At 71.3% G+C, this 24,964-nt stretch carries 25 protein-coding genes; 12 read left to right on the top strand and 13 right to left on the bottom strand.

Translation table 11 applies throughout. From position 1 onward, the window contains the following. The first annotated feature begins 119 nt into the window (after window positions 1-119). Window positions 120-467: a hypothetical protein gene (locus tag ACS5PV_RS08480; protein ID WP_455394891.1), complete on the top strand. Its 348-nt coding sequence runs from the start codon at window positions 120-122 to the stop codon at window positions 465-467. Window positions 468-572: 105 nt separating this feature from the next. Here ACS5PV_RS08480 and ACS5PV_RS08475 read toward each other — a convergent pair whose 3' ends face one another. The 3 genes from ACS5PV_RS08475 to ACS5PV_RS08465 are packed head-to-tail and all read right to left on the bottom strand — an operon-like array spanning window position 573 to window position 2,571. Next, the gene (locus tag ACS5PV_RS08475) at window positions 573-1,055 is read right to left on the bottom strand and encodes a hypothetical protein (RefSeq protein ID WP_455394890.1); all 483 of its coding nucleotides are present in this window, start codon (window positions 1,053-1,055) and stop codon (window positions 573-575) included. Continuing rightward, window positions 1,048-1,419: a rod-binding protein gene (locus tag ACS5PV_RS08470; RefSeq protein ID WP_455394889.1), complete on the bottom strand. Its 372-nt coding sequence runs from the start codon at window positions 1,417-1,419 to the stop codon at window positions 1,048-1,050. The genes ACS5PV_RS08475 and ACS5PV_RS08470 overlap by 8 nt, the downstream gene beginning before the upstream one ends. A gap of 48 nt (window positions 1,420-1,467) precedes the next feature. Next, window positions 1,468-2,571, bottom strand: a complete 1,104-nt coding sequence (locus tag ACS5PV_RS08465; RefSeq protein WP_455394888.1) for a flagellar basal body P-ring protein FlgI — start codon at window positions 2,569-2,571, stop codon at window positions 1,468-1,470. 235 nt (window positions 2,572-2,806) lie between these two features. On the opposite strand from ACS5PV_RS08465, the gene ACS5PV_RS08460 reads away from it, so the two are divergent. From ACS5PV_RS08460 to dksA, 6 genes are all read left to right on the top strand, one after another. Further along, window positions 2,807-3,223 (top strand): flagellar assembly protein FliX, encoded by a 417-nt coding sequence (locus ACS5PV_RS08460; protein WP_455394887.1) that lies wholly within the window; start codon window positions 2,807-2,809, stop codon window positions 3,221-3,223. Between the two features lie 144 nt (window positions 3,224-3,367). Then, window positions 3,368-3,577: a type II toxin-antitoxin system HicA family toxin gene (locus ACS5PV_RS08455; protein WP_455394886.1), complete on the top strand. Its 210-nt coding sequence runs from the start codon at window positions 3,368-3,370 to the stop codon at window positions 3,575-3,577. Window positions 3,578-3,609: 32 nt separating this feature from the next. After that, window positions 3,610-4,026: a type II toxin-antitoxin system HicB family antitoxin gene (locus tag ACS5PV_RS08450; protein ID WP_455394885.1), complete on the top strand. Its 417-nt coding sequence runs from the start codon at window positions 3,610-3,612 to the stop codon at window positions 4,024-4,026. Window positions 4,027-4,112: 86 nt separating this feature from the next. Next, entirely contained in the window at window positions 4,113-5,489 is a 1,377-nt protein-coding gene (locus tag ACS5PV_RS08445) for an MBOAT family O-acyltransferase (RefSeq protein ID WP_455394884.1), read from the top strand. A 14-nt stretch (window positions 5,490-5,503) separates the two neighbouring features. Beyond that, the gene (locus ACS5PV_RS08440; RefSeq protein WP_455394883.1) at window positions 5,504-6,529 is read left to right on the top strand and encodes a hypothetical protein; all 1,026 of its coding nucleotides are present in this window, start codon (window positions 5,504-5,506) and stop codon (window positions 6,527-6,529) included. 161 nt (window positions 6,530-6,690) lie between these two features. After that, complete coding sequence (gene dksA, locus ACS5PV_RS08435; RefSeq protein ID WP_060847286.1) at window positions 6,691-7,110, top strand: RNA polymerase-binding protein DksA; 420 nt, start codon at window positions 6,691-6,693, stop codon at window positions 7,108-7,110. A gap of 140 nt (window positions 7,111-7,250) precedes the next feature. Here the strand turns inward: dksA and ACS5PV_RS08430 are convergent, their stop codons facing one another. Continuing rightward, window positions 7,251-8,447: an MFS transporter gene (locus ACS5PV_RS08430; protein WP_455394882.1), complete on the bottom strand. Its 1,197-nt coding sequence runs from the start codon at window positions 8,445-8,447 to the stop codon at window positions 7,251-7,253. 400 nt (window positions 8,448-8,847) lie between these two features. On the opposite strand from ACS5PV_RS08430, the gene ACS5PV_RS08425 reads away from it, so the two are divergent. The 3 genes from ACS5PV_RS08425 to ACS5PV_RS08415 all read left to right on the top strand — a co-directional run bounded on the left by ACS5PV_RS08425 (window position 8,848) and on the right by ACS5PV_RS08415 (window position 11,315). Next, window positions 8,848-9,885 carry an Hsp33 family molecular chaperone gene (locus ACS5PV_RS08425; RefSeq protein ID WP_455394881.1) on the top strand — a complete coding sequence of 346 codons (1,038 nt, stop codon included), beginning with the start codon at window positions 8,848-8,850 and terminating at the stop codon, window positions 9,883-9,885. Window positions 9,886-10,110: 225 nt separating this feature from the next. Further along, complete coding sequence (locus tag ACS5PV_RS08420) at window positions 10,111-10,632, top strand: PRC-barrel domain-containing protein (protein ID WP_455394880.1); 522 nt, start codon at window positions 10,111-10,113, stop codon at window positions 10,630-10,632. 71 nt (window positions 10,633-10,703) lie between these two features. Further along, window positions 10,704-11,315, top strand: coding sequence for a LysE family translocator (locus ACS5PV_RS08415; protein ID WP_455394879.1), 612 nt, complete (start codon window positions 10,704-10,706; stop codon window positions 11,313-11,315). A 243-nt stretch (window positions 11,316-11,558) separates the two neighbouring features. Here the strand turns inward: ACS5PV_RS08415 and argE are convergent, their stop codons facing one another. Beyond that, on the bottom strand, window positions 11,559-12,743 hold the full coding sequence (gene argE, locus ACS5PV_RS08410; protein ID WP_455394878.1) for an acetylornithine deacetylase: 1,185 nt from the start codon (window positions 12,741-12,743) through the stop codon (window positions 11,559-11,561). A 108-nt stretch (window positions 12,744-12,851) separates the two neighbouring features. Beyond that, the gene (apaG, locus tag ACS5PV_RS08405) at window positions 12,852-13,244 is read right to left on the bottom strand and encodes a Co2+/Mg2+ efflux protein ApaG (RefSeq protein WP_093567895.1); all 393 of its coding nucleotides are present in this window, start codon (window positions 13,242-13,244) and stop codon (window positions 12,852-12,854) included. 130 nt (window positions 13,245-13,374) lie between these two features. Between apaG and ACS5PV_RS08400 the strand changes: the two genes are divergently transcribed. Together ACS5PV_RS08400 and ACS5PV_RS08395 are read left to right on the top strand one after the other, a co-directional pair. Continuing rightward, window positions 13,375-13,872 carry a hypothetical protein gene (locus tag ACS5PV_RS08400; RefSeq protein WP_455394877.1) on the top strand — a complete coding sequence of 166 codons (498 nt, stop codon included), beginning with the start codon at window positions 13,375-13,377 and terminating at the stop codon, window positions 13,870-13,872. 60 nt (window positions 13,873-13,932) lie between these two features. Further along, window positions 13,933-15,018 (top strand): 2'-deoxycytidine 5'-triphosphate deaminase, encoded by a 1,086-nt coding sequence (locus ACS5PV_RS08395; RefSeq protein ID WP_455394876.1) that lies wholly within the window; start codon window positions 13,933-13,935, stop codon window positions 15,016-15,018. 206 nt (window positions 15,019-15,224) lie between these two features. Here the strand turns inward: ACS5PV_RS08395 and ACS5PV_RS08390 are convergent, their stop codons facing one another. From ACS5PV_RS08390 to yihA, 7 genes are all read right to left on the bottom strand, one after another. Next, on the bottom strand, window positions 15,225-16,910 hold the full coding sequence (locus ACS5PV_RS08390) for a methyl-accepting chemotaxis protein (RefSeq protein WP_455394875.1): 1,686 nt from the start codon (window positions 16,908-16,910) through the stop codon (window positions 15,225-15,227). Window positions 16,911-17,511: 601 nt separating this feature from the next. Next, complete coding sequence (gene pgl, locus ACS5PV_RS08385) at window positions 17,512-18,231, bottom strand: 6-phosphogluconolactonase (protein WP_455394874.1); 720 nt, start codon at window positions 18,229-18,231, stop codon at window positions 17,512-17,514. After that, on the bottom strand, window positions 18,228-19,760 hold the full coding sequence (zwf, locus tag ACS5PV_RS08380) for a glucose-6-phosphate dehydrogenase (RefSeq protein ID WP_455394873.1): 1,533 nt from the start codon (window positions 19,758-19,760) through the stop codon (window positions 18,228-18,230). Before zwf ends, pgl begins: the two co-directional genes overlap by 4 nt. After that, complete coding sequence (gene gnd / locus ACS5PV_RS08375) at window positions 19,757-20,731, bottom strand: phosphogluconate dehydrogenase (NAD(+)-dependent, decarboxylating) (RefSeq protein WP_455394872.1); 975 nt, start codon at window positions 20,729-20,731, stop codon at window positions 19,757-19,759. The genes zwf and gnd overlap by 4 nt, the downstream gene beginning before the upstream one ends. Before the next feature lie 247 nt (window positions 20,732-20,978). After that, complete coding sequence (locus tag ACS5PV_RS08370; RefSeq protein WP_455394871.1) at window positions 20,979-23,810, bottom strand: bifunctional transaldolase/phosoglucose isomerase; 2,832 nt, start codon at window positions 23,808-23,810, stop codon at window positions 20,979-20,981. A gap of 114 nt (window positions 23,811-23,924) precedes the next feature. Beyond that, window positions 23,925-24,296 (bottom strand): DUF423 domain-containing protein, encoded by a 372-nt coding sequence (locus tag ACS5PV_RS08365; RefSeq protein ID WP_455394870.1) that lies wholly within the window; start codon window positions 24,294-24,296, stop codon window positions 23,925-23,927. Then, entirely contained in the window at window positions 24,296-24,964 is a 669-nt protein-coding gene (gene yihA / locus ACS5PV_RS08360) for a ribosome biogenesis GTP-binding protein YihA/YsxC (protein ID WP_455394869.1), read from the bottom strand. Before yihA ends, ACS5PV_RS08365 begins: the two co-directional genes overlap by 1 nt.

Below are 24,964 nucleotides of genomic sequence, written 5' to 3'. Positions count from 1 at the left end.
CCTCGGACGATATTTGCGCACCAGGCAGGCTGATGAGTTCCCGCCCCAAGCGTGTCCCCCACGCCCTGGCGCGCCGATCCCCGCCATGCTTCTCTCCACCCCGAACGAGAGGGCAGGCCTTGCGCACGACATCGATGATCCTGGCGGCCGCCCTGTGCGCGGCCTCCTTTGCGGCTCAGCCGGCTCGCGCGCTCGACCTGCGCGACCTGCCCATCGCCAGGGCGCCCGAAACCTGCCCGCACGAGGGCCCCGGCTTCATCCGCTTCAGCCCGGGCGGTCCGTGCACGCGGATCAGCGGCCGGGTGCGGGCCGAGGCCGGCACGCCGGTGCCCGCCCGCCCAGGCGCGGGGCTCGACGGGGCGGCGCGCGGCGTCGTCAGCGCCTCTGGCCAGGTCGCGATCGATACCCGGACGCACACCGAGTACGGCCCGGCCCGGACCTATATCCGCCTCGGCACCAGCCACTAGAGCATTTTCCGACGAAGTGGATACCGGTTCGTCGGAGAAAATGCGGCACAATCAAAGACCTAGAGAGTTTCACGATTGCAGCGCGATCGTGAAGCTCTCTAGCCCCTAAAGGCTGCGCGACAGCACCAGCGGCGCGCTGCGGCGGTGGCCGTAGGGCGAGGGGGCCGGGCGGCTGCCGCCGTAACCGGTCCCATAGCCCTTGGGCTCGGCATTGCGGGTCAGCTCGGCCGAGAGGTTGCGCAGCAACCCCTCCGAGATCGCCCGGGCGGTCGCCAGCACCGCCTGGTTGGCCGCGACGGTCTCCGAGAACCGGCCATGCGCCTCGCGCAAGCGCGCGACGCCGTCCGGCGCGAAGCGGGCGAGCGCCACGGCGTTCGCCTTCACCGCCTGGAGCCCCTGGAGGTAGGCCCCGGCCAGCGCCGTCTTCTGCGGCGCCTCGGCCAGGCCCTCGGCGAGGCGCCCGACCCGGATGTGGTCGCTCTCGCGCCCGAGCAGGGTCTCGAGCTCGCGCATGGTGGTCAGCGTCTCGGCGACGAGGCGCTCGGCGGCCGCGGCGTCCGCGACCGGGACGGGGCGCGGCTCAGCCATTGGCGCCCCCTTGCAGCCGCAGCATCTCGCGCATCACCTGGTCGCCGATGCCGATGCCGCCGCTCTGCACGATCGACTGGGCGTATTCCTTGTTGAGCATCGAGCGGTAGACGCCGCCGCCGGTGCCGTTCTCGCCGAGCGGCCCGTCGGTGCCCTGCGAGCGGTTGAGCACGTCGAGACTCTGCTCCAGGAACATCGCCTCGAAGTCCTTGGCGGTCTTCTGGATCTTGGCCTTGTCGCCCGTGGCCGACGACGGCTTGGACGTGTCGCCGGTGAGCGCCGACAGGCCGGAGGCGGCGGCCCCGGCGAGGGCCTGGCCGACCGCCATTCCGGCGGAGGCCGCGAGGGGAGCAAGCGGGAGCATCGCGTTCTGTCCTCGGGTTCGTGAGCAGGAAGCGGGGAGGGGCCGGCGTCACATCACTTCGATGTCGGCCTGCAGCGCGCCGGCGGTCTTGATCGCCTGGAGGATCGAGATCAGGTCGCGCGGGCCGATGCCCAGCGCGTTGAGCCCGTCGACCAGCTCGCGCAGGGTCACGCCCTCCTTGACCAGGGCGAGCTTGTTCTTCTCGCCGGCATCGACCTTGAGGGCGGTGCGCGGCACCACCACGGTCTCGCCGTTGGAGAACGGCGCCGGCTGGCTCACCTGCGGCTGCTCGGTGATGGTGACGGTGAGGTTGCCCTGCGCCACCGCGACGGTCGAGACCCGCACGTCGCGGCCCATCACGATGATGCCGGAGCGCTCGTCGATCACCACCCGGGCGGTCTGGTCGGGCTCGACCTTCAGCTGCTCGACCTCGGTGAGCAGCCGGATCATGTTGCCCTGGTAGCGCGCCGGCACCTGGAGGGTGACGGTGGAGGGGTCGGTCGGCTCGGCGGTGTCGGCGCCCATGAAGTCGTTGATCGCCGCGGCGATCCGCTTCGAGGTGGTGAAGTCGGGGTTCCGCAGCGACAGGCGCAGGCACTTCTGCTCGTTGAGCTTGAAGGCGATCTCGCGCTCGATCACCGCCCCGTTGGCGATGCGCCCGTTCGTGGGTACGCCGCGGGTGATCTTGGCCGCGTCGCCCTCGGCCTGGAAGCCCGCGATGGCGAGTGAGCCTTGCGCCACCGCGTAGGCCTCGCCGTCGGCGGCGAGCAGCGGCGTGACGAGCAGCGTGCCCCCCTGGAGCGACTTGGCGTCGCCGAGGGAGGACACCGTGACGTCGATCCGCGTGCCTTGCGCCGCGAAGGGGGGGAGGTTCGCCGTCACCATCACGGCGGCGAGGTTGGCGGTGCGCATGGTAGCGCCCCGGGTGTTGACGCCGAGCCGCTCCAGCATCGCCTGCACCGACTGCTTGGTGAAGGGCGCGTTGTTGAGCGTGTCGCCGGTGCCGTTGAGGCCGACCACGATGCCGTAGCCGATGAGCTGGTTGGTGCGCATGCCCTCGACGCTGGCGAGGTCCTTCACCCGCGACAGGGCGAGGGCGGGCTCGGCGGCGACGAGGGCCAGAAGGGCGAGGACGAGGAGGCGAAGGCGCATGACGGGGTCCCGAAACTCGAAGGGCAGATTGCCAGGACCGTGCCAGCGCCCCGACCACCCGTAAGTCTCTGGTAAGGTTACCGATCCGTTTCTCGGGTCCGGTCCCGGCGGGCGGTTCCCGGCCCGGTCGTTTTCGCCCCGCGGCAAGATCTGCCGCCTCGTTTACGGCGCATTCACCATACCGGGGCGAGGTTTGCGGGGCGAACAGCGAACTGAGTGACCCGGACCCGATCCCATGCGCGTCGACACCCGCCTCGCGGCCACCCCCCTGTCGGGGGCCGGCTCGCGCACCCTGCCGGCAGGCGGCGTGTTCACCCTCGGGACGGAGGGCGCGCGGGGCCCGACCAGCGCCGGCAGCGCGATGCCGCTCGCGAACTTGAGCGCCATCCTGACCCTCCAGGGCCAGGACGAGATCGCCGCCGACCGCCGCCGCCGGGCGACGAAGCGCGGCCACGACCTCCTCGATTCCCTCGACCGTCTCAAGGCCGCGTTGCTCGGCGGCCGCGTCGCCGCGAGCGAGTTGCAGGCCATCGCCGGCCGCCTCGCCGAGCGCAACGGCACCACCGGCGACCCCCGTCTCGACGATCTGATCGGCCAGATCGAGCTGCGGGCGCAGGTGGAGTTGGCGAAGCTCGGGATGGCGGGGAGGTGACGAGCCGACTGGCGGTGGGACACAGACCTTCCCCGCCCGGGCGGCGCAGGATGCCGGGGGCATATTGTCGTCGGATGAAGTTGTGTATAATTACACAAGAATGATCTCGGCGAGGCTCCGTTCCCGTTCTTGAGAGGTCGAGCGATGTCACGCCGGTCGCGCAGCAACAAGACCCGGGACGTGCTCGGAGCCTTGCGCGTCGATGGCTGGCAGCTCGTCCGAAAGGGGCCAGGTGATCACTTGCAGTTCCGGCACCCGACGAAGCCCGGCAAGGTGACGGTCCATACCGGAGAACCGGAGATCCCGACTGGCACGCTTCGCAGCATCTATCGTCAGGCCGGTTGGGAGTGGTGAACGGACGGCAAGCCACGGATAGGAGAGAGCGAATGACTCGCCTCGTCATGCTGATCCACGAGGAGAACGGCGTCTACGGCGCCTCATTCCCGGATTTTCCGGGCGCCACCACCGTCGCGCCGGATCTCGACACGCTCTACGTGAAGGCTGCCGAGATGCTGGCGTTCCACGTCGCCGGGATGGTCGAGGACGGCGATGCGTTGCCGTCCCTTCGCGCCTTGCGGGAGATGCAGGCCGATCCAGCGTTCCGTGAGGATTCCGCCGGCGCGATGATCGGGCTGATCGACGTCGATCTTCCCGGCAAGGCCGTCCGGGTCAACATCTCGGTCGAGGAGAGCATCCTGCGCCGGATCGACCAGGCCGCTGCCCTGCGGGGCGAGACGCGGTCCGGCTTCCTGGTGGCCGCCGCCAAGGCGCGCCTGGCGGAAGGGGCGGCCCCCGGCCGTTGACGCGCCAGCGCCGCTCCCCCACAACGGCGCCCGCTCGAGACGGTCGGCCTTGATGTCGCCGCAGGACCCGCGTCACCCCGGCCGCGATGCTGTTCAATTCCTTCCCGTTCCTCCTCGGCTTCCTGCCGGTCGCGCTCATCCTCCACGCGCTCGTGGCCCTGCACCGGCCGGGCTGGCGGCTGCCGCTGCTCGTCCTGCTGTCGCTCGTGTTCTACGGCTGGTGGGACCCGCGCTTCGTGCCGCTGCTGATGGCGTCGATCGGGCTGAACTGGCTCGTCGCGCGGTGGTTTGCGAAGAGCCGCGCCGCGCTGCTGATCCCGCTCGCCATCGCGGCGAACCTCGCGGTGCTCGCCCTGTTCAAGTATGCAGGATTCCTCGCCGGCCTCGCGGCGCTCCTGCCGGGGCTGCACGACCTGTCCCGGCCGAGCCTCGCCTTGCCGCTCGGCATCTCGTTCTTCACCTTCCACCACGTGATGTACCTGACCGACCTGCGCGCCGGCCGGGCGCCGCAGATGGACCTGACGCGCTACGCCCTCTACATCGCGTTCTTCCCGCAGGTGCTCGCCGGCCCGCTGGTGCGCTGGAGCGAGATCCTCCACCAGTTCGACGAGAAGCCCTATGCCCGGGCCGACGCCGCCGAGCGGATCGGGCGCGGGCTGATGCTGCTGTGCCTCGGGCTGGCGAAGAAGGTCTTCCTCGGCGATCCGCTCGCGGCCTACGCCAACCCCGTCTTCGAGGCGGCCGCCGCCGGCAAGGGGGTGAGCGTGGTGGAGGCCTGGCAGGGCACGCTCGCCTTCACGTTCCAGATCTACTTCGATTTCTCCGGCTACACCGACATGGCGCTCGGCCTCGCGCTGCTGTTCGGCATCGTGCTGCCGCAGAACTTCGACGTGCCCTACCGCGCCACCTCCCTGCGGGAGTTCTGGCGGCGCTGGCACATGACGCTGTCGCGCTTCCTGCGCGACTACCTCTACATTCCGTTCGGCGGCAACCGGCGGGGATTGGCCGTCCAGATCGCCGCCTTGTTCGCCACCATGACGCTCGGCGGCCTGTGGCACGGCGCCGGCCTCACCTTCGTCGCCTGGGGGGCGGCGCACGGCGCAGGGCTCGGGGTGGGCCTGCTGTGGCGCCGGGCCGGCCTGCCGATGCCGGCGCTCCTGGGCTGGGCCCTCACCTTCGCCTTCGTGGCCCTGACCTGGGTACTGTTTCGCGCCACCAGCTTCGAGGCGGCGGTCGCGGTGTTCAAGGGGCTGTTCGGCCTCGCGCCGGTCGGCCACGGCTTCAAGTGGCGCGCCTTCGTGCCCGCCGCCCTGGTGGCCCTCGTCGGCCCGACAGCCTGGGCGGCGGTCCACCGCCTGCCGCCGCGGCCGGCCCTGGCGCTCGTCTTCGCGGTGCTCCTCGTCGCGGTGCTGCTGCGCATCGGTGACGACGCGAATTACGAGTTCATCTACTTCCAGTTCTGAGGGGGCCGATCTCGATGCGCGCTGACCCTCCCGCCGAGGCCGCGTGGCGCGGCTTCTCCACCCGCCTCGTCGTCGCGGCGGGCCTGCTGCTTCTCGGCTACCTCGCGCTGGCGCTCGCGGTCGACCCCTACGACACCGGCCGGCCGCGGCTCGTCGACCGCGACGGCGTGCGCCCGCAGGGACCCCGCACCGCCACGGCGAGCCGGGGGCGCGATCCCGCCTTCGCGGCGGCGGTCATCGGCAACTCGCACATCCAGCTCGTCCGGCCGGCGAACCTGCGCGAGGCCACCGGCATCCCCTTCGTCCAGCTCGCGGTGCCGGGCACCGGCCCGGGCGAGCAACTCCTCGTCGCGGACTACTTCCTGCGCCACCACCCCCGGGCGCGGGCCCTGGTGATCGGCGCCGATTCGTTCTGGTGCACGGGCGATCCCGCCCTGCCGATGCAGCGGCCCTTCCCGGCCTGGCTCCTCGCCGAGGACTGGGCGAGCTACCTGCGCGGGCTCCTGCGGGTGCGCGTCGCCGGCGAGGTCGTCAACCGGATCGGCTGGGCGCTGCGCGCCAACCCGCGCCGGGCCGCGCCGGACGGCTACTGGGACTACGAGCCGGACTACCTCGCGCTCGGTGATCCCGACATGCCGGCCCGGGTCGCCTCCCGGGCGAAGCCGGCCCCGGCCGATCCCGACCCGGGGGAGGGCGGGCCCGTCTTCCCGGCGGCTGCCGCCCTGCGCACCCTGGCGGAGCGCTTGGGCCCGGGCACCGCGCTGGTCCTGGTCTTCCCGCCGGTCTTTGCCGCCACGCAGGCCCGGCCCGGCACGCCCCGGGCGGCGGCGGAGGCCGCCTGCCGCGCCGCGCTCGCGGGCGCGGTCGCCCCGCGGGGCCGCGTCGTCGACTGGTCCGGCGACCGGCCCGAGCTGCACGATTCCACCCTGTTCTTCGATGCCAGCCACTACCGCCAGCCGCTCGCCCGCCGCATCGAGGCCGACATCGTCGCCGCCCTGCGGGCGGCCGGGGCGACCGGTACAGAAGCGCCACGACCGTGACACGTTTGCAGCAGAGCGCGCCCGTCCCCTGGTCCGGTCCTTGCGTGCCGGTGCAGGGACATTGTGGTGTCGTGCAGCCTCTATTATAGGGCTGCGCCAAGTGGGTCGTGGCCATGATGCCGGCTGCGGTCAGGACAACATTTGTTTTTCCGAGGGGCGCGATGGCGAAGATCGTGATCGAGGAGGGCTATGCCCCCAATGACGCCGAGCCCTTCATGAACGAGCGTCAGCGGGAGTATTTCCGGCGCAAGCTCCAGGGCTGGAAACAAGACATTCTGCGCGAGGCCCAGGACACCCTGGTGGCGTTGCAGAGCGAGAACGAGAATCACCCCGACCTGACCGACCGCGCCTCGTCCGAGACCGACCGGGCGATCGAGCTCCGGGCGCGGGACCGCCAGCGCAAGCTGATCGCCAAGATCGACGCGGCCCTGTCCCGGATCGAGGACGGCTCCTACGGCTATTGCGAGGAGACCGGCGAGCCGATCTCGCTCAAGCGCCTGGAGGCCCGCCCGATCGCGACGCTGTCGCTGGAGGCCCAGGAGCGCCACGAGCGCCGCGAGCGGGTGTACCGGGACGATTGAGGGGCGCCGCCCCCGAATCACGGAATTCGCGGCGTGCCCGGGTTCCGCGTCCCTATGCCCAGGTCGGGCCAGCTCGACCTGGGATGGGGCAGGGCTTGTCGCATGGAAGCAAAGCGGCTGACCGGGCGCGGAATGTCGCGTCAGCGATCGAGCCGGTGCGCCACCACGCCCACTCCGGCGACCGCCAGGGCGAGCGCCGCCCCGATCACCGGCAGGTGGGCATAGGGAACCCCGACCGTGATCGCCACACCGCCGAGCCAGGCGCCGAGCGCGTTGCCAAGGTTGAACGCGCCCTGGTTGACCGTCGAGGCGAGGTTGCGGGCACCGTCGGCGGCGGTCAGCACCCGCAACTGCAACGGCGCGACCAGCGCGAAGGCGAGGATGCCCCACACCCCGATGAGCGCGGTGGCCGGCATCAGGGCGGCGCTCGCCGGGACCAGCGCCAGGAGCACGACCGCGAGGGCGAGGCCGAGGCCGATCACCGAGGGCATCTGCCGCCAGTCGCCGAGGCGGCCGCCGAGCCCGTTGCCGAGGGTGAGCCCGACGCCGAACAGCAGCAGCACCCCGGTGATCGCCGAGGGGGTCGCGCCGGCGGTGGCGGCCAGCAGCGGCGCGACATAGGTGAAGACGCTGAACAGGCTCGCCGAGGCGAGCACGCTGAGGAGCATCGCCAGCACCACCTGCGGCCGGCGCAGGACCCGCATCTCGGAGATGAGGCTCCCCGAATCCCGCGCCAGGTGCCGCGGCAGCCAGGCGAGGAGCGCGGCCGCGGCCACGAAGCCGATGCCGACCACGGCCCAGAACGTCGCCCGCCACCCGAGGGCGTGGCCAAGCGCGGTGCCGAACGGCACGCCGAGCACGTTGGCGAGCGTGAGCCCGGTGAACATGATCGCGATGGCGCTGGCCTTGCGGTGCGGTGCCACCAGATCCGCGGCGACCACCGAGCCGAGGCCGAAGAACGCGCCGTGGCAGAGCGCCGTGACGATGCGGGCGAGCATCAGCAGGCGGTAATCGGGGGCGAGCGCGCAGAGCGCGTTGCCGAGGATGAACAGGGCGACCAGCACCAGGAGGGCCCGCCTCCGATCGAGGCGCGCCAGGGCCACCGCCACGAGCGGCGAGCCGAAGGTGACGCTGAGCGCGTAGCCCGAGACCAGCAGGCCCGCCGTCGGGATGCCGACGCCGAGATCCGCCGCCATCTCGGGCAGGAGCCCCATGATGACGAACTCGGTGGTGCCGATGCCGAACGAGGCCGCGGCGAGGGCCAGACGGGCCTGGGCCGCGGACCGCCCGGTCGCGGCGGCGCCGGCGCCGGCGGTGTCGTGGAGGGTGTGCTGCATCGCCGTCCTCACTGCTGCAATGCAGCATAGGCCGGAAGGTCGGGTCCGCTCAGGCCGCCGGCCGCATGGCAGGGCTGCGGCGTCCCGGCTTGGACGGCGAACACGGCAGCGGCCGCACCGATCCCCCCGACGGGATGACACGGCGGGTCTCGAACCCGTCGGGCCCCATCCGCCGGGCCCGGCCGCCCCGGGCCCGGCGATAACCCCTTCGAAAACCTCGCTCGATCGCCCATATACCGGGATGCGCCGGTCTCTCGCCGCGGCGTCTCCCGTCCCCCCGCCCCGCCCGCCGTTCCCGTCAGCGGCATGCGCCGCGGCCGGTGCGGAAGGCGCCCCGCCGGGAGACCTTCCTTGTCCTGCACGAGTGCCGGTCCTGCGTCAGGCCGGCGGCGGTGAGAGCATGCCCGAGACGACCCCTTCCCAGAGCCTCGCCCAGAGCCCCGCCCAGAGCCTCGACGGCCGCGACGACGCGATCCTGCCCTTCGCGGTCGAGCCCCTCGACGTGCGCGGGCGCGTCGTGCGCCTCGGCCCCTCCGTCGACACCATCCTGCGCCGGCACGGCTATCCCGACCCCGTCGCGCGGCTCCTCGGCGAGGCCGCGGCGTTGACCGTGCTCCTCGGCTCCTCGCTCAAGTTCGAGGGCCGGTTCCAGCTCCAGACCAAGTCCGACGGTCCCGTCGAGATGGTGGTGGTGGATTTCGAGGCGCCCGACCGGGTGCGCGCCACCGCCCGCTTCGACGCCGGGCGCGTCGCCGCGGCGGGACCGCGCGCCGACACCGCGCAGCTTCTCGGCCGCGGCCATCTCGCCATGACCATCGACCAGGGCTCGGCCCAGAGCCGCTACCAGGGCGTCGTGGCCCTGGAGGGCCAGGGCTTCGAGGAGGCGGCGCACCAGTATTTCCGCCAATCGGAGCAGATCCCGACCCGGGTCCGCCTCGCCGTCGCCGAGCAGGTCGAGGGCGGGGGCGAGGTGTCGGGGAATTCCTGGCGCTCCGGCGGGCTCCTGGTGCAGTTCCTGCCGCACTCGCCCGACCGCGCCCGCCTCGCCGACCTGCCGCCCGGCGACCTGCCGGAGGGGCACGCGCTCCTCGACGACAGCCGGCAGCAGGAGGACGACGCCTGGGTCGAGGCGAAGTCCCTGATCGCCACGATCGAGGATCACGAGCTCGTCGATCCCACCGTGTCGAGCGAGCGCCTGCTCTACCGCCTGTTCCACGAGCGCGGCGTGCGGGTGTTCGAGGCGCAAGGGGTGCACGAGGCCTGCCGCTGCTCGCGCGAGCGGGTGATGGGGATGGTCCGCAACTTCTCCCCCGAGGAGCGCCGCGAGATCGTCGGCGAGGACGGCCGCATCGGCATCACCTGCGAGTTCTGCTCGCGGCACTACGACCTCGACCCGGCCGAGGTCGAGGCCGAGATCGCCCGGAGCCAGGACTCCTGATCGGACAGGCTTGAATTCCTGCCCTGATACGAGATCCGGAAGTGATCTTCCGGATCTCGTATCACCAGCCCGCGCGGCGCCTGAGCGAAGCCGACTTCCGCATTGCGAAGCAATCAGTCGGAAGTCGTATGACGCAGCGAAAGCGGGTGCGAGAGGGAACCTTTCGCACCGCAACCGACTCATCATGCGCCCGAGCGTGTCGGGCGCACGAAGTCGGAGCCCACGATGTCTCGCCCCTTCCTCGCCGCCGCGTTCCTCCTCGTCGCCGGCGCCAGCGCCGCCCTGGCGCAGGATGCGAGCGGTCCCAAGCCCGTGCCGGGCGCCCCCGCCACCCTCAACAACGACCTGCGCCCGACCTTCGTCGCGCAGGAGCCGACCGACCTGATGGCCTCGAAGGTCGTCGGCCTGAGCATCGTGAACGGCGCCAACGAGACCATCGGCTCGGTCGCCGACATCGTGCTCGGGCCGGACCTGGCGGTGAAGTCCTACGTCGTCGGCGTCGGCGGCTTCCTCGGGATGGGCACGAAGTACGTCTCGGTGGCCAAGGAAGCGCTCCAGGTCACCCGCGTCGACGACAAGACGCTGAAGGCGGTGATCAACACCGACAAGGACCAGCTCCGCGCCGCGCCGGAATACGTCTATCTCGGCCAGCAGCCCGCCAAGGCCGATGCGGCCAAGGCCGACGCCCAGAAGTCGGACGTTCCGGCCGCCACCGGCACCACCACGACTCAGCCGGCGCAGCAGTAAGAGCCGAAGCCTGGCGGGGCGGCGCGTCGCGTGGCACGCTGCCCTCCGGTTCTCGACCGGAACGCCCCGCCATGTCCCTCGACCTCTATCTCGGCTTCGTCGCCGCGACGCTCGTCCTGATCCTGATCCCGGGCCCGAACGTCGCCCTGATCGTCGCCAACAGCGTCGCCCATGGCAGCCGCTACGGTCTCGTCACCGTGGCGAGCGTCGGGGCGGCGCTCACCGTGCAGCTGGCGCTGACGGTCGCCGGCCTCTCGGCGATGCTGGCCGTGATGGCGACGTGGTTCGAGGTGCTGCGCTGGCTCGGCGTCGCCTACCTCGCCTGGCTCGCCTTCCGCGCCTGGCAGGCACCCGCGACCGACCTCGCCAGGACCGATCCGGAGCCCCGGGAAGTCCGGGCAATCGCGCTGCGCGGCTTCCTGGTGGCACTGACCAACCCGAAGACGCTCCTGTTCTTCGGCGCCTTCCTGCCGCAATTCGTCAGCCGCGACGCCGAACCGTTCGGGCAGCTGGTGCTGCTCGCCGCGACCTTCCTGGTGCTGGCCTTCGCCGGCGACGTGGTCTGGGCGGTGCTGGCGGGGCGCGCGCGAGTTGCGCTGGCGAAGGGGCGCTGGCGCAACCGGCTGACCGGCGGGCTGCTCCTCGGGGCGGGCGTCGGGCTGGCGCTGGCGCGCAAGCCGTGAGAGCGGCGAAGCACACCGACTTGCGTATGGTCGCTTCTCTCTAGATCTGCCGACACCCTCCGGGTCATTCCGGAGCCCGGCATCCAGAGCCGGAGGATTTTCAGAATACGGCGGAACCGATCCGCCCGCTTCCCAAGCACCTGTGGCTTCTGGATCCCGGGCTCTTGCCTTCGGCGAGCCCCGGGATGACCCTGAGATGCGGAAATGGTGCGAGTATTTTCCCCAATCTGACGGGCCGGCCCCTCACACCGGGCTCCACCCCGCCGCGCAATCCCGCACCAGCTGGCGCAGGAAGACCTCTCCCGCCTCCAGCGCCGCGAGCGTGATATACTCGTCGGGCTGGTGCGCCTGGTCGATCGAGCCCGGGCCGCAGACCACGGTCGGCAGGCCGGCGAGCTGGAAGCGGCCGGCCTCGGTGGCATAAGGAACGGTGATGGTGTGGTTGCGGCCGGCGAGCCGCAGGGCTAGGCGCTCGGCCGGGGAGCCGGGTTCCGGGGCCAGGCCCGGCACCGCCGCGTCCTCCTCGGTCTCGACGCGGCCGTAATTGCCGAAGCGGTTGAGCCGCTCGCGGGTCACCCGCTCGACTTCCTCCGCGAACAGGCCCGGGATCTCGTCGCGGGGAAGGTCCGGCAGGCCGCGGAACTCCCACTGGAACTCGCAGGATTTCGGCAGGATGTTGCGCGCGGTGCCGCCGCCGATCACCCCGACATGGACCGTGGTGTAGCCCGGATCGAACCGGCCGCTCGCGTCGCCGCGGGCCGTCATCTGGTCGGCGATGCGGTTCAGCCCCGCCACCAGCTCGGCCGCCGCCATCACGGCGTTGGCGCCGAGCGCCGGCTTCGAGGAATGCGCCTCGTGGCCGTGGACGGTGGTGCGGTAGGTGTAGATGCTCTTGTGCGCGTCGGCGACCTCGAGGTCGGTCGGCTCGCCGACGATCACCGCGCCCGGGCGCGGCAGATCCTGCCCGAAGCGGGCGATCACGTCGGCGACGCCGAGGCAGGTCAGCTCCTCGTCGTAGGAGAGCAGGATGTGGATCGGCGTCTTCAGGTCGGCCGCCAGCATCTCCGGCACGAGCGCGAGGCAGAGCGCGTCGAAGCCCTTCATGTCGACGGCGCCGCGGCCATAGGCCTTCCCGTCGGCGATGCGCAGGGTGTAGGGGTCGCTGGTCCAGCTCTGGCCGGCCACCGGCACCACGTCGGTATGGCCCGACAGCACCACGCCGCCGTCCCGCATCGGCCCGACCGTGGCGAAGAGCGCCGCCTTGTCGCCGGCCGCGTTGGGGGCGATCACGTAAGGGACGCCCCAGGCGTCGAGGTACTCCGCCACCCAGCGGATCAGCGGCAGGTTCGACTTCTGGCTCTCGGTGTCGAAGGAGACCAGCCGGGCGAGGAGCTCGAGCGGGGTCAGGCGGGGGCCGGTCTGGGTCATCGGGGCGGGCAGTCTCGCGGGAGGAAAGCCCAGGTCTTAGCCGAAGCCCGCCGCCCCCGACAGCCGCGCTGGCGCAGGGACCCCCGGACCTCCGGGCACGGGTGGGAGCTAGTGCATCACCCGGCGGACATGCGGCGAGTCGAGCGAGAAGGCGGGAATCGCCGCCTCGAAGCTGCGGCCGTCCGGGGTCGCCATGGTGTAGGTGCCCTCCATCGTGCCGTCCGGCGTCGTGAGGGGGCAGCCGCTGGTGTAACTGAACGACTCGCCGGGCCCGAGCACCGGCTGCTTGCCGACGACGCCGGCGCCGCGCACCTCCTGCATCTCGCCGCGACCGTCGACGATGCGCCAGTGCCGCGAGCGCAGCTGCACCTGCTCGCTGCCGTTGTTGGTGATCTCCACCGTATAGGCGAAGAAGTAGCGTCCGCTGTCGGGCGAGGACTCTTCCTCGACGAAGCGCGGCTGCACGGACACGCTGATGCCGCGGGTCTCGGCCTTGTACATCAGGGAACCTCCGCTGGCGGCCGGCGCGTAAGCGCGACGGCCGACGGGGGTCGTGGTACGTCCGGCCTTCCGGATCGTCAATCGTCGGCGGCCCGAGTCGGTAATCCTGCACGAGGCGCCCCGCCCGGTCATGACGCTTCTCTCCTCGTCCACAGGACTCGCCGCCGCCGCGGCCCTGGCGCTGGCCCCGGTCGCCGGCTCCGACCTCGTCGCCCTCGCCCTCATCGCCGCCTGGGCCGGATCGGTGCTGCTCGGCCGGCAGGCGGGGGCCGGGGAGGGCCCCTGGATCCGCGTCGCGCTCGCCCTCGCGCTGGCCTGGCGCGCGCCGGGCGGGCCGGCGGCGGCGCTCCTCGCGGCGCTGCTCCTGGAGATCGCGGCCGGCCGGCTCGCCGCCCTCATCGCCGCCCGGACCGGGACCGCGCTGCCCGGGCCCGACCTGCACTCGCTGATCCTCGCCGGGGGCAAGGGCACCGACCTCGTCGCCGCGGCCGCCTTCGCCGCCATGATCCTGTGGCCGGACCGGCTGCCGCCGATCGCGGGCGCGCTCGCCGGCCTGACCGCGATGGGGGCGATCGCCCGCGCGAGCCTCGCGGTCGCGGTGATGCGGGGTGCGCGCGACGAGGCGTGATCCTCTTCACGCCATCGAAACCCTGGCCTACGACAATGGCCTATCGAGGATGGACGGGTCATGGTGAAGCTCGAGGACGGGATTCAATCGGCGGAGAGCATCGTGGCGCTCGCCGCCGCCGGGGTCGTCCGGCCCGCCAGCCCCTTCGCGGACGATCAGGTCCAGCCGGCGAGCCTCGACCTGCGCCTGGGCAACCGGGCCTGGCGGGTGCGGGCGAGCTTCCTGCCGGGGCGCACCCGCGACGTCGCCGCCTGCCTCGACAAGCTGAAGCTGCACGAGATCGACCTGCGCCAGGGCGCGGTGCTGGAGACCGGCTGCGTCTACATCGCCGAGTTGCAGGAGGGCCTGGCCCTGCCGCCGGACCTGGCCGCCAGCGCGAATCCCAAAAGCTCGACCGGGCGCATCGACGTGTTCACCCGGGTCATCACCGACCAGGCGCGGGAATTCGACATGGTCGAGGCCGGCTATGCCGGACCGCTCTTCGCCGAGATCTCGCCGCGCACCTTCCCGGTGCTGGTGCGCACCGGCTCGCGCCTGTCGCAGCTGCGCTTCCGCCGCGGCGCGGTGCGGCTCGATGACGCCGCGCTCGCCCGCCTTCACGCGGCGACGCCGCTGGTCGATGCCGCCGATCCCTCGTTCCAGGGCGGCGTCGCGGTCTCGGTCGACCTGTCGGGCTTCGACGGGCTGATCGGCTACCGCGCCAAGCGCCATACCGGCCTCGTCGACGTCGACCGGCCGCGCTCCTACCCGGCCTCCGAGTTCTGGGAGCCCCTGCGGGCCGACGGCTCGGGCACCCTGATCCTCGATCCTGGCCAGTTCTACATCCTGGCGTCGAAGGAGGCGGTGCAGGTGCCGCCGGACTTCGCCGCCGAGATGGTGCCGTTCGATCCGCTCGTCGGCGAGTTCCGGGTGCACTACGCCGGCTTCTTCGATCCCGGCTTCGGCCATGCCGAGGCCGGCGGCACCGGCGCCCGCGCGGTGCTGGAGGTGCGCTCGCGCGACGTGCCGTTCATGCTGGAGGACGGCCAGATCGTCGGCCGCCTCGTCTACGAGCGCATGGCCCAGCGCCCGGCCGCCCTCTACGGCAGCGCCGCCGGCTCGAACTACCAGGCGCAGGGACTGAAGCTGTCGAAGCACTTCGTCTGAGCGCCGGTCTGGCTTGCGAGCACAGCCGCGAAACACGTTTCGATCCCACCCGCAACCTCAGGATGAGGTTGCGGGTGGGAGAATTGCCTGTCGATCGGTCAGACGGGCCCTGAGCCTGTGCCGGGCAAACGGCCCGGCGCCGTTGACCCTGCGAACAGGGCCCGATCGCGACCGCGATCGGACCTGTGCGCCGGCGTCGACAAGCGTCAGGCCGCCTTCACCCGCCCGAGGAAGCCCGTCACCTCGTGGCGCAGCATCTCCGATTGCCGCGCCAGCGCCTGGGCGGCGTCAAGGACCTGCGAGGCGGCATGACTGGTCTGGCCGGCGCCGTCGCGGACCCCGGCGATGTTGCCCGTGACCTGCTCGGTGCCGCGGGCGGCCTGCTGCACGTTGCGGGTGATCTCCTGCACGGCGCTGCCCTGCTCCTCCATCGCCGCCGCGATGCTGGCGGCGTAGGTCGACATGTCCTCGATCACCTTGGCGATCTGGCGGATGTCGGTCACGGTCTCGCGGGTCGCGTCCTGGATCTCGCCGATCCGGGCGCCGATCTCGTCGGTGGCCTTGCCGGTCTGGCCGGCGAGCTCCTTCACTTCCGCCGCCACCACCGCGAAGCCGCGGCCGGCCGCACCGGCGCGGGCCGCCTCGATCGTGGCGTTGAGCGCGAGCAGGTTGGTCTGCCCGGCGATGCTCGACACGGTGGCGACGAAGTCGCCGATCCGCTCCGCCGTCGCGGCGAGGCGCTGCACCGTCGCGTTGGTGCGGGCCGCGTCCTCCACCGCGCGGGCGGCGATGCGGGACGACTGGGTGACCTGCTGGACGATCTCCTGGATCGAGGCGGTCATCTCCTCGCTCGCCGCCGCGACCGTCTGGACGTTGGACGAGGTCTGCGACGCGGCGCCCGCCACCGTGACGGTCTGGCGGGTGGTCTCCTCGGCCACACCCGTCATGGTGCGGGCCGTCGCCTCCATCTCGGTGGCGGCGCCGGCGAGATTCGCGGTGAGACCCGACACGGTATGCTCGAACTCCCGCGCCAGGTCGTCGACGAGGCGGGCGCGGCGCATCCGGGCCTCGTCCTCGGCGGCCTGGGCGGCGGCGGCCCGGTCCGCCTCGACGGCGTTGTGGCGAAACACCTCGACGGCCTGCGCCATGGCGCCGACCTCGTCGCCGCGCTCGCGGCCCGCGACCACGATCGTCTTGTCGCCCTGGGCCAGCCGCTGCATCAGCGCGGCCATCGCCTGCAGCGGCGCGGCCAGAGTGCGCGAGACCATGAGGGCCATGGCGGCGGCGATCAGCAGGCTCGCGGCGACCCCGGCGAAGTTCATCACGTCGGCGAGCCGGAAGGTGCGTGCCTGGGCGCTCCCGCGCTCGGCCATCAGGTCGACCTCGACCTTCCGGATCTCGGCCGCCTTGTCGCGCAGGGCGTCCATCGCCGCCTTGCCGATCCCCTTGATCTCGATGGCGCGGGCCTGATCGCGGGTCGTGGTGTCACCCATCAGGGCGACCTCCCGGTCGCCGACCTCCTGCATCCAGTGGCGCGCGTGCTGGTCGAGCGCGTCGAGGCGTGTCTGCTGGGCCGGGTTGTCGGCCGTCAGGCGCTTCGCCTCGGCGAAGGCGGCCCGGTAGGCCTGCTGTCCCTGGCGGTAGGGAGCGAGGAAGAGCGGATCGGCCGACAGCAGGTAGCCGCGCACGCCGGTTTCCTGGTTGAGCATCCCGACCACCACGTCGTCGACGGCGTGGAGCACCGCCTGCGTGTGCTCGGTCCAGTAGTTGCGCTCCTGGATCGAGTGGAAGCTCCAGTAGTTCAGGGCGTTCACCGTCAGGGTGACGGCGACGAGGCTGCCGAAGGCGATGGCCAGCTTGGGGACGATCTTGAGATTGTTGAGGGCGCGCATCGGCCTGCTCGGCAAGGCAGCCCCCGGGGAGCTGACGGTGGATCGGTGACGCAGATCTGCGTTCGCCGATCCTTGCGGACGAGCGTTAACAGGTATGCGTCGTTTGCGCTTTTCGACTCGACTAACCGTTAAGGAGCAAGTTTCGTCAATTGCAGATTGCGGTCGCGATGCTTCGTTGGGACGGCGTTCGAACGTGTAAATAGCACGACATCAGACCTGAAGGTCTCAATTTCCGCAATGACGAATTTGACTTGTCAGATGATCAGCCCCCGCGCGGGTCGCCCCGCCATCGATGAAGCGCAGGACACCCTCTTCCGTGTGGGAAAGGAGCAGGGGTGAGGGTGGCGCGCTTCCGCAGGAGTCGCTGAGCGTCGTGCTGGCAGCGGGACGGCTCGGATCTGTCTGGACGCGCGCCACCCTCACCTTCAGCCCCTATCCCGTATGGGGTAGAAGATATGTACTTTATTTTTACTTGGGAAAAGCGCGTAGAAACTGTCTGAAACAATCGGTCTCTGCGTAGCTTGAGCTGTCTCGGCACGATCGGGTGGGCGCGGTGGAGCCATCGGCCTACACGCACGCCTTGCACGGTGCGGACCCGCCGTCAGCCCGCGGCCGCCCGGTCGAGCAGCCACACCGTCTCGCCCCAGGCCCGGGCGTGCCCGGAGGGCAGGTCCGCGCCGGCGGCGAGGCGGGCGAGCGGTGCCCGCTTGCCCTCGCCGGTGACCAGGAACAAGATCAGCGGCGTCGCGCCGAGCGCCGGCAGGGTCAGGCTCACCCGCGGCACGAACGGGGCGAGGCCCGCCTCCGGCACCGCCACGACCCAGGCCTCGCCCTCCCGCGCCTCGGGCTTGCCCGGGAACAGCGAGGCGGTGTGCCCGTCCTCGCCGAGGCCGAGGAGCACGAGGTCGAAGAGCGGCCGGGCCGGATCGAGTCGCTCAGCACCGTACCAGGCCTTCAGCTCGGCCGCGTAGGCCTCGGCGCAGGCCCGGGGGCCGCGGTCGGTCGGGATCGGGTGGAGGTGGCCCGCCGGCACGAGATCCCCGAACGCTTCCTCGGCCAGGCGCCGGTTGCTGCCGGCCTCGGGTCCGTCGCCGACGCGCTCGTCGCCGAAGAACCAGTGCAGGCGCTCCCAGGGCAGGGCATCGCGAAAATCCGGCCCGGCGAGCAGCCGGTAGAGCCGCTTCGGGGTCGAGCCGCCCGACAGGCAGATCCCGATTCGTTCCGGCTTGGCGCAGGCCACCGCGACCAGCCGCTCGGCCGCCGCCCGGGCGACGGCGTCGGCGTCGGCCAGCACCTCGGTTCTCGCGGGTGCCGCGCTCATGACCCGTGCTCCAGCGAGCGCCACGCGCGCCCGTCGCGGGTCAGAAGATCGCCTGATTCCCGCGGCCCGGCGCTGCCGGCCTCGTAGGGCAGGGTGTCGATGTCCCCCTTCGCGGCGGCGTCGAGGATCGGCTGGACGATGCGCCAGCCGGCCTCGATCATGTCGGCGCGCTGGAACAGCGTCGGATCGCCGATCATCGCGTCGTAGATCAGGGTCTCGTAGCCGGTGCTCGGCTCGGTCTTGAAGTAGTCCTTGTAGCAGAACCGCATGTCGACGCTGCCGAGCCGCACCGCCGGGCCCGGCACCTTGGCGCCGAATTGCAGCGAGATGCCCTCGTCGGGCTGGAGTTGCAGCACGAGCCAGTTCGGCACGTCCTCGCGCACGTTGGTGCCCTTGAACAACGACAGCGGCGCCTGCTTGAAGCGGATCGCGATCTCGGTGTCGCGCCGGGTCATCGCCTTGCCGGTGCGCAGGTAGAACGGCACCCCGGCCCAGCGCCAGTTGTCGATCCCGAGCTTGAGCGCCACGAAGGTCTCGGTGTCGCTGTCGCCCGCGACGTCGGGCTCCTCGCGGTAGTCCTTGACCGGCTTCCCGTTGACGGTGCCGGCGGTGTAGCGGCCCCGCACCGCGTCCTCGACCCGCGCGGAGGGGGTGGCGAGCAGCACCTCCTCCTTCTTGTCGCGCACGGCTTCCGCCTCGAACGAGATCGGCGGCTCCATCGCGACGAGCGTGTAGAGCTGGAACAGGTGGTTCGGCACCATGTCGCGCAGCGCGCCGGTGGCCTCGTAGAACTTCCCCCGCCCCTCGACGCCGACGGTCTCCGCGACGGTGATCTGCACGTGGTCGATGTGGTCGCGGTTCCACAACGGCTCGAACAGGCCGTTGCCGAACCGGAACGCCATGATGTTCTGCACCGTCTCCTTGCCGAGGAAGTGGTCGATGCGGAAGATCTGGTCCTCGGACAGGACCTTCAGGATGTCGGCGTCGAGTTTCTCGGCCGAGGGCAGGTCGTGGCCGAACGGCTTCTCGATGATGACCCGGCGCCAGCGTTCCTCGCCCTCCTCGACGAGGCCGCCCTCGCCGAGCTTCTGGATCGTCGTCCCGAACAGGCTGGCGGCGACCGCGAGGTAGAACAGGACGTTGCCGCCGTCCTGCTTGCCGGAGATCTCGGCGATGCTGCGTTTCAGGTCCTCGAAGAACGCCGAATCCGATAGGTCGCCCGAGCGGTAATGGACCCGCCCGACGAGGTCGTTCCACACGCCCTCGTCGAACGAGCCGCCGCCGGCCTCGCCGCCCTTGGCGGTGATGAAGCCGCGCACGGTCTCGCTCAGCTCGGAGCGGAACTCGTCGGACGACATCTCCGTGCGGCTGACGCCGATGACGGAGAAGTCCTTCGGCAGGAGGCCCCAGCGGCCGAGATTGTACAGGGCCGGCATCAGGAGCCGGTGGGTGAGGTCGCCGGTCGCCCCGAAGATCACCAGGGTGCAGGCGGGCGGGGGCGCGGCCCCCTCGGCCATGGCGGAGGTCATTTCGGCTCCTGGTGGCCGCCGAAGCCCTTGCGCATCGCCGAGAGCAGCTTGTCGGCGTAGGTGGCGCCCTGGCGCGAGCGGAAGCGGGCGTAGAGCGCGGCCGACAGCACGTGGGCGGGCACCGCCTCCTCGATCGCGGCGTTCAGCGTCCAGCGGCCCTCGCCGGAATCGGCGACGTGGCCCGAGAAGGCGTCGAGGTTCTCGTCGCCGGCAAGCGCCGTGGCGGTGAGGTCGAGGAGCCAGGACGAGACCACGCTGCCCCGGCGCCACACCTCGGCGATGTCGCCGATGTTGAGGTCGAAGCGCTGCGCCTCCGGCAACTCCGGGGAGTTGGCGTGCTTGAGGATGTCGAAGCCCTCGGCGTAGGCCTGCATCAGGCCGTACTCGATGCCGTTGTGGATCATCTTGACGAAGTGGCCGGCGCCGCTCGGGCCGGCATGGATGTAGCCGTGCTCGGCGCGGGCGTCGCGGCCGTCGCGGCCGGGCGTGCGCGGCACCTCGCCGAGGCCGGGAGCGAGCGTCGAGAAGATCGGGTCGAGCCGGTCGACGGCTTCCTTGTGGCCGCCGATCATCATGCAGTAGCCGCGCTCCAGCCCCCAGACGCCGCCGGAGGTGCCGACATCGACGTAGTGCAGGCCCCGCTCGTTGAGGATCGCGGCGCGGCGGATGTCGTCCTTGTAGAACGAGTTGCCGCCGTCGATGATGACGTCGTCGGACTGCATCAGGCCGGCGATCTTCATCACCGTGACTTCCGTCGGATCGCCCGCCGGCAGCATCACCCAGGCGGTGCGGGGCACCTCGAGCTTCGCCACGAAGTCCTCGAGGCTGTCGGCGCCGACCGCGCCCTCCTGCACCAGGGCCGCCACGGCCTTGGGATCCTGGTCGAACACCACGGCCGTGTGTCCGTTGCGCAGGAGACGCCGGACGATGTTGCCGCCCATCCGACCGAGACCGACCATGCCGAGTTGCATCGCGTCACTCCTCGCCGGCGAGGCCGGGGCCGGCGGCCCGTGGGCGTGGGGGCCCGTTGTCTCGTATCACTGTCGCGGTCCCCCTCTCCCGTGTGGGAGAAGGGTTAGGGGTGAGGGTGACACGGTTCTTAAGTCCGGCTGTGAGCGTCGAGCTGCGCGGCTCGACGCTCAGCGACTCATCCCGAGCCCGAGCCACCCTCACCCCCGACCCCTCTCCCAAACGGGAGAGGGGAGACCGGTGCTTGCTCTAACTAAGCGCCGACTTCAGCCGGTCGAGCCCCTTGGCCACATCGCCCTTGATGTGGACGCGCAATGCCCGGCGGCCGCGCTCGGACAGCACGCCGAAATCGCCCCGGGCCTGCGCGGCGATCACAGTGGAGAAGCCGAGGCTGCGGCCGGGAATGGCGAGGTCGGGGGCCTCCGAGGTGATCTGGAGGAAGACGCCGCTGTCGGGCCCGCCCTTGTAGGCCTGGCCGGTCGAGTGCAGGAAGCGCGGCCCGAACTCGGCGCAGGTCGCGACGTGCCTGGCCTCGCGCAGGGCCACCCGGGCCTCCTGGAGCGGCTTGAGGTGCTCCGGGTTGCGGGTGACGTAGGCGAGCAGCGCGACGTAGTCGCCGGCCCCCACGCGGCCGATCTGCGCCTTGATCCAGCTCTCCGGGTCCGTGCCGGCGCCGGCTTTTCGCAAGGCATCGGCGTTGGTCGGGTCGGTGTAGAGGGCGAAGGTCTCGTCCTCCGCCACCGGCGTCTCGGCTGGCAGCGCGCCGTTCGCCTCGGCGGCCGAGAACAGCTCGCGGGTCTTGATCTTGCTCGCCTCGACGTCGGGCTGGTCGAACGGGTTGATGCCGAGCACCGCGCCCGCCACCGCGGTGGCGATCTCGAAGCGGAAGAATTCCTGCGGCAGACTCGCCTTCGAGGCGAGCGCGATCCTCACCACCGGGTGACCGGCCTCCTCCAGCGCCTTGACGGCGGCGTCCTGGCCCGCATCCGCGCCCTGGTCGAGGCGCAGGTAGACGAAGAACCGGTCCTTGCCGTAGGCGGTGGGAGCGGCCAGGGGCTCGTTGTCGATCGGGATGAGGCCCTTGCCCTCCTTGCCGGTCGACTCGGCGATCAGCTGCTCGGCCCAGGCGCCGAAGGTGTCGATGCCGGGAGACGCGATCAGCGTGACCTTGTCGCGGCCCTCGGCCGTCGCGGCGATGCCCATCGCGAGGCCGAGCTGCACGCCCGGATTGAGGTCCGGCGGCACGTCGGAGCCGCAGGAGCGCACCATCGTGCGGGCGCTCGCCAGGAAGGCCGCGACGTCGAGGCCCATGGCGGCGGCGGGCACCAGCCCGAAGGCCGAGAGCACCGAGTAGCGCCCGCCGATCTGCGGCACGCCGTAGAAGATGCGCCGGAAACCGTCGTCCTTGGCCGCCTTCTCCATCGCCGAGCCCGGATCGGTCACGGCGACGAAGTGCCGGCCGGCCTTGTCGTCGCCGACGACGTCGCGCATCCGGCCGAGGAAGTAATCGCGGAAGACGTTGGGCTCGAGGGTGGAGCCCGACTTCGAGGCGACGATGAACAGGGTGCGCTCGAGGTTCACCGCGGCCTCGACCGCCCGGACCTCGTCCGGATCGGTCGAATCGAGGATGCGCAGGCGCGGGAAGTCCGGCTGATGACCGAAGGTCTCGGCCAGCACCTCCGGCCCGAGGCTGGAGCCGCCCATGCCGAGCACCACCGCGTCGGTGAAGCCCTCGCGCTTCACCTCCTCGGCGAAGGCGGCGTACTCGGCCGCCTTTTTCGCCTCGTCCTCGACGATGGTGAGCCAGCCGAGCCACTTTGCCTCGTCGGCGCCGCTCCACACCCCGGCGTCGCGCTGCCACAGGCGGCGCACCAGCCCGTCCTTGCGCCAGGTCTCGATCGCGGTCTTCAGCGGCGCGTCGAGGTTGCCGAGCGCCAGCGCCTGCCGGTCGAGGCCGTGATCGAGAAATTTCTCGCGCTTGCCGGCGACGGCGCCCAGCACCTTGTCGGCGGCGTCGACGAAGAGCTGCACGCCCTCCTCGACGAGCTGGCGCGCGACCGCATCGAGGTCGATCCCGGCCTTGGCGAGGTGGGCGAGCACCCGCTCGGCCTCGTCGACGCCCTCTTCCAGGCTCGCCCGCACCGTCCCGTGATCGCGGAACGCGTCCATCGTCGCCGGCGGAATGGTGTTGACGGTGTTGGGGCCGATCAGCTCCTCGACGTAGAGCACGTCGGAATAGGCCTTGTTCTTGACGCCGGTCGAGGCCCAGAGCAGGCGCTGGGGCTGCGCGCCCTTGTCCGCGAGCGTCCGCCAGCGCTCGCCGGCGAACAGGTGCTTGTAGCGCTGGTAGGCGAGCTTGGCGTTGGCGATCGCGACCTTGCCCTTGAGGCCTTCGAGCGCCGCCTTCTCGTCAGGATCGTTGGCGGCGGCGATTTTTTCGTCCAGCAGCTTGTCCACCGCCGCGTCGATGCGGCTGATGAAGAAGCTCGCGACGCTCGCGACCCGGCCGATCTCGCCGCCGCTCGCGGCGAACTTTTCCAGGCCCTCGATGTAGGCGTTCGCCACCTGCTCGTAGGCGTCCTGGGCAAAGAGCAGCGTGACGTTGATGTTGATGCCGTCGGCGGTGAGGTCGCGGATCGCCGGGATGCCCTCGGGCGTGGCCGGCACCTTCACCATCAGGTTGTCGCGGGCCACCGCCTTGTGCAGGCGGCGCGCCTCGTCCAGCGTCTCGGCGGTGTTCAGCGCGAGGTAGGGCGACACTTCCAGGCTGACGAAGCCGTCGCGTCCGCCGCTGGCGTCGTAGACCGGGCGCAGCACGTCCGCTGCCGCCTGGATGTCGGCGATGGCCAGGCCCTCGTAGAGGTCGATCACCCGCTCGTCGCCCGCCGCCTTCAAGGCGTCGTCGTACTCGTCCGAGTGGCCGATCGCCTTCTCGAAGATCGCCGGGTTCGAGGTGACGCCGCGCAGACCGTCCTCGTCGACCAGGCGCTTGAGCCCGCCCTCCTGGACGAAGCCCCGGGCCACGAAATCGAGCCAGACGGCCTGGTCCTGTTCGGCGTGCAGCTTCTTGAGCGGGTTCATGCCTGCGTCTCCGCGTGTTTGCGGCAGATGTGGCCCGCAGGCGAGTGATGTCCAGGGGGAGAGCCGAGGGAAGCTTGGCCGCTCGGGCGGAAAAACGCCGCCGAGGACCGCCCGTTAGCGCCTGTTCGGCCAGAGGCCGGCGACCGCGACCAGCACCCAGCCGAGGATCAGGATCATCCCGCCGCTCGGCGCCGCCATGGGTAAGAGCGGCACCTGGAGGAGCGCCCGCACCGAGAGGTCGCCGGAGAACAGCGCCAGGCCGAGCGCGAGGGCGAAACCGGCGATCCGGGCCGGGACCGGGTGGGCGCGCCCGCTGCCGGCGAGCAGCGCGAGGGCGAGAAGGGCAGGGGCGTGGAACAGCAGGAACTGCGCTGCCGTCGCGAGGCTCGTGGCGCCGGCGATGTGGGCGGCCGCCGCCGACAGCCCGACGCCGAGAGCGCCGGCGAGGCCGGCGAGCGCGATCAGGGCCCGGTCGGCGGGATGCATCACTCCCCGCGCTCGGAGAGCAGCCGGGCGATGCTGGCGCGCAGGTCCGCGACGCCGTCGTCGGTGCGGCTCGAGGTCAGGATGATCTCGGGATAGGCCGCAGGCCGGCGGGCGATGGCGGCGGCCGTCGCGTCGAGCCGGGCCTCGATCTCGTGCTTCTTGAGCGCGTCGGCCTTGGTCAGCACGATCTGGTAGGAGACCGCGGCCTTGTCGAGGCCGTCGAGCACCTCGGCGTCGTTCGGCTTGATGCCGTGGCGCGAGTCGATCAGCACGTAGACCCGGGCGAGGTTGGCGCGCCCGCGCAGGTAGTCGTGGATCAGCGCGGTCCAGGCCGCGACCTTCGCCTTCTCGACCGCGGCGTAGCCGTAACCCGGCATGTCGACGAGGACGAGCTTGCCGCCGCCCACGTCGAAGAAGTTGAGCTGCTGGGTGCGCCCCGGCGTGTGCGAGGTGCGCGCGAGCGCGTTGCGGCCGGTCAGCGCGTTGATGAGGCTCGACTTGCCGACGTTGGAGCGGCCCGCGAAGGCAATCTCGTGACCCCGCATCGGCGGCAGGATCGCGAGCTTGTCGGCGGCGTAGAAGAAGTCGGCCGAGCCGGCGAAGAGCAGCCGCCCCGCTTCGCGCAAGGCGGCCGCCTTCTCGGCCTCCGTCTGAGGATCGTCCTGCAT

It is taken from the genome of Methylobacterium sp. Gmos1 (genome assembly GCF_053764715.1).
Note: the sequence above shows the minus strand (reverse complement) of the source record. Positions and strands in the feature narration are given on the sequence as shown.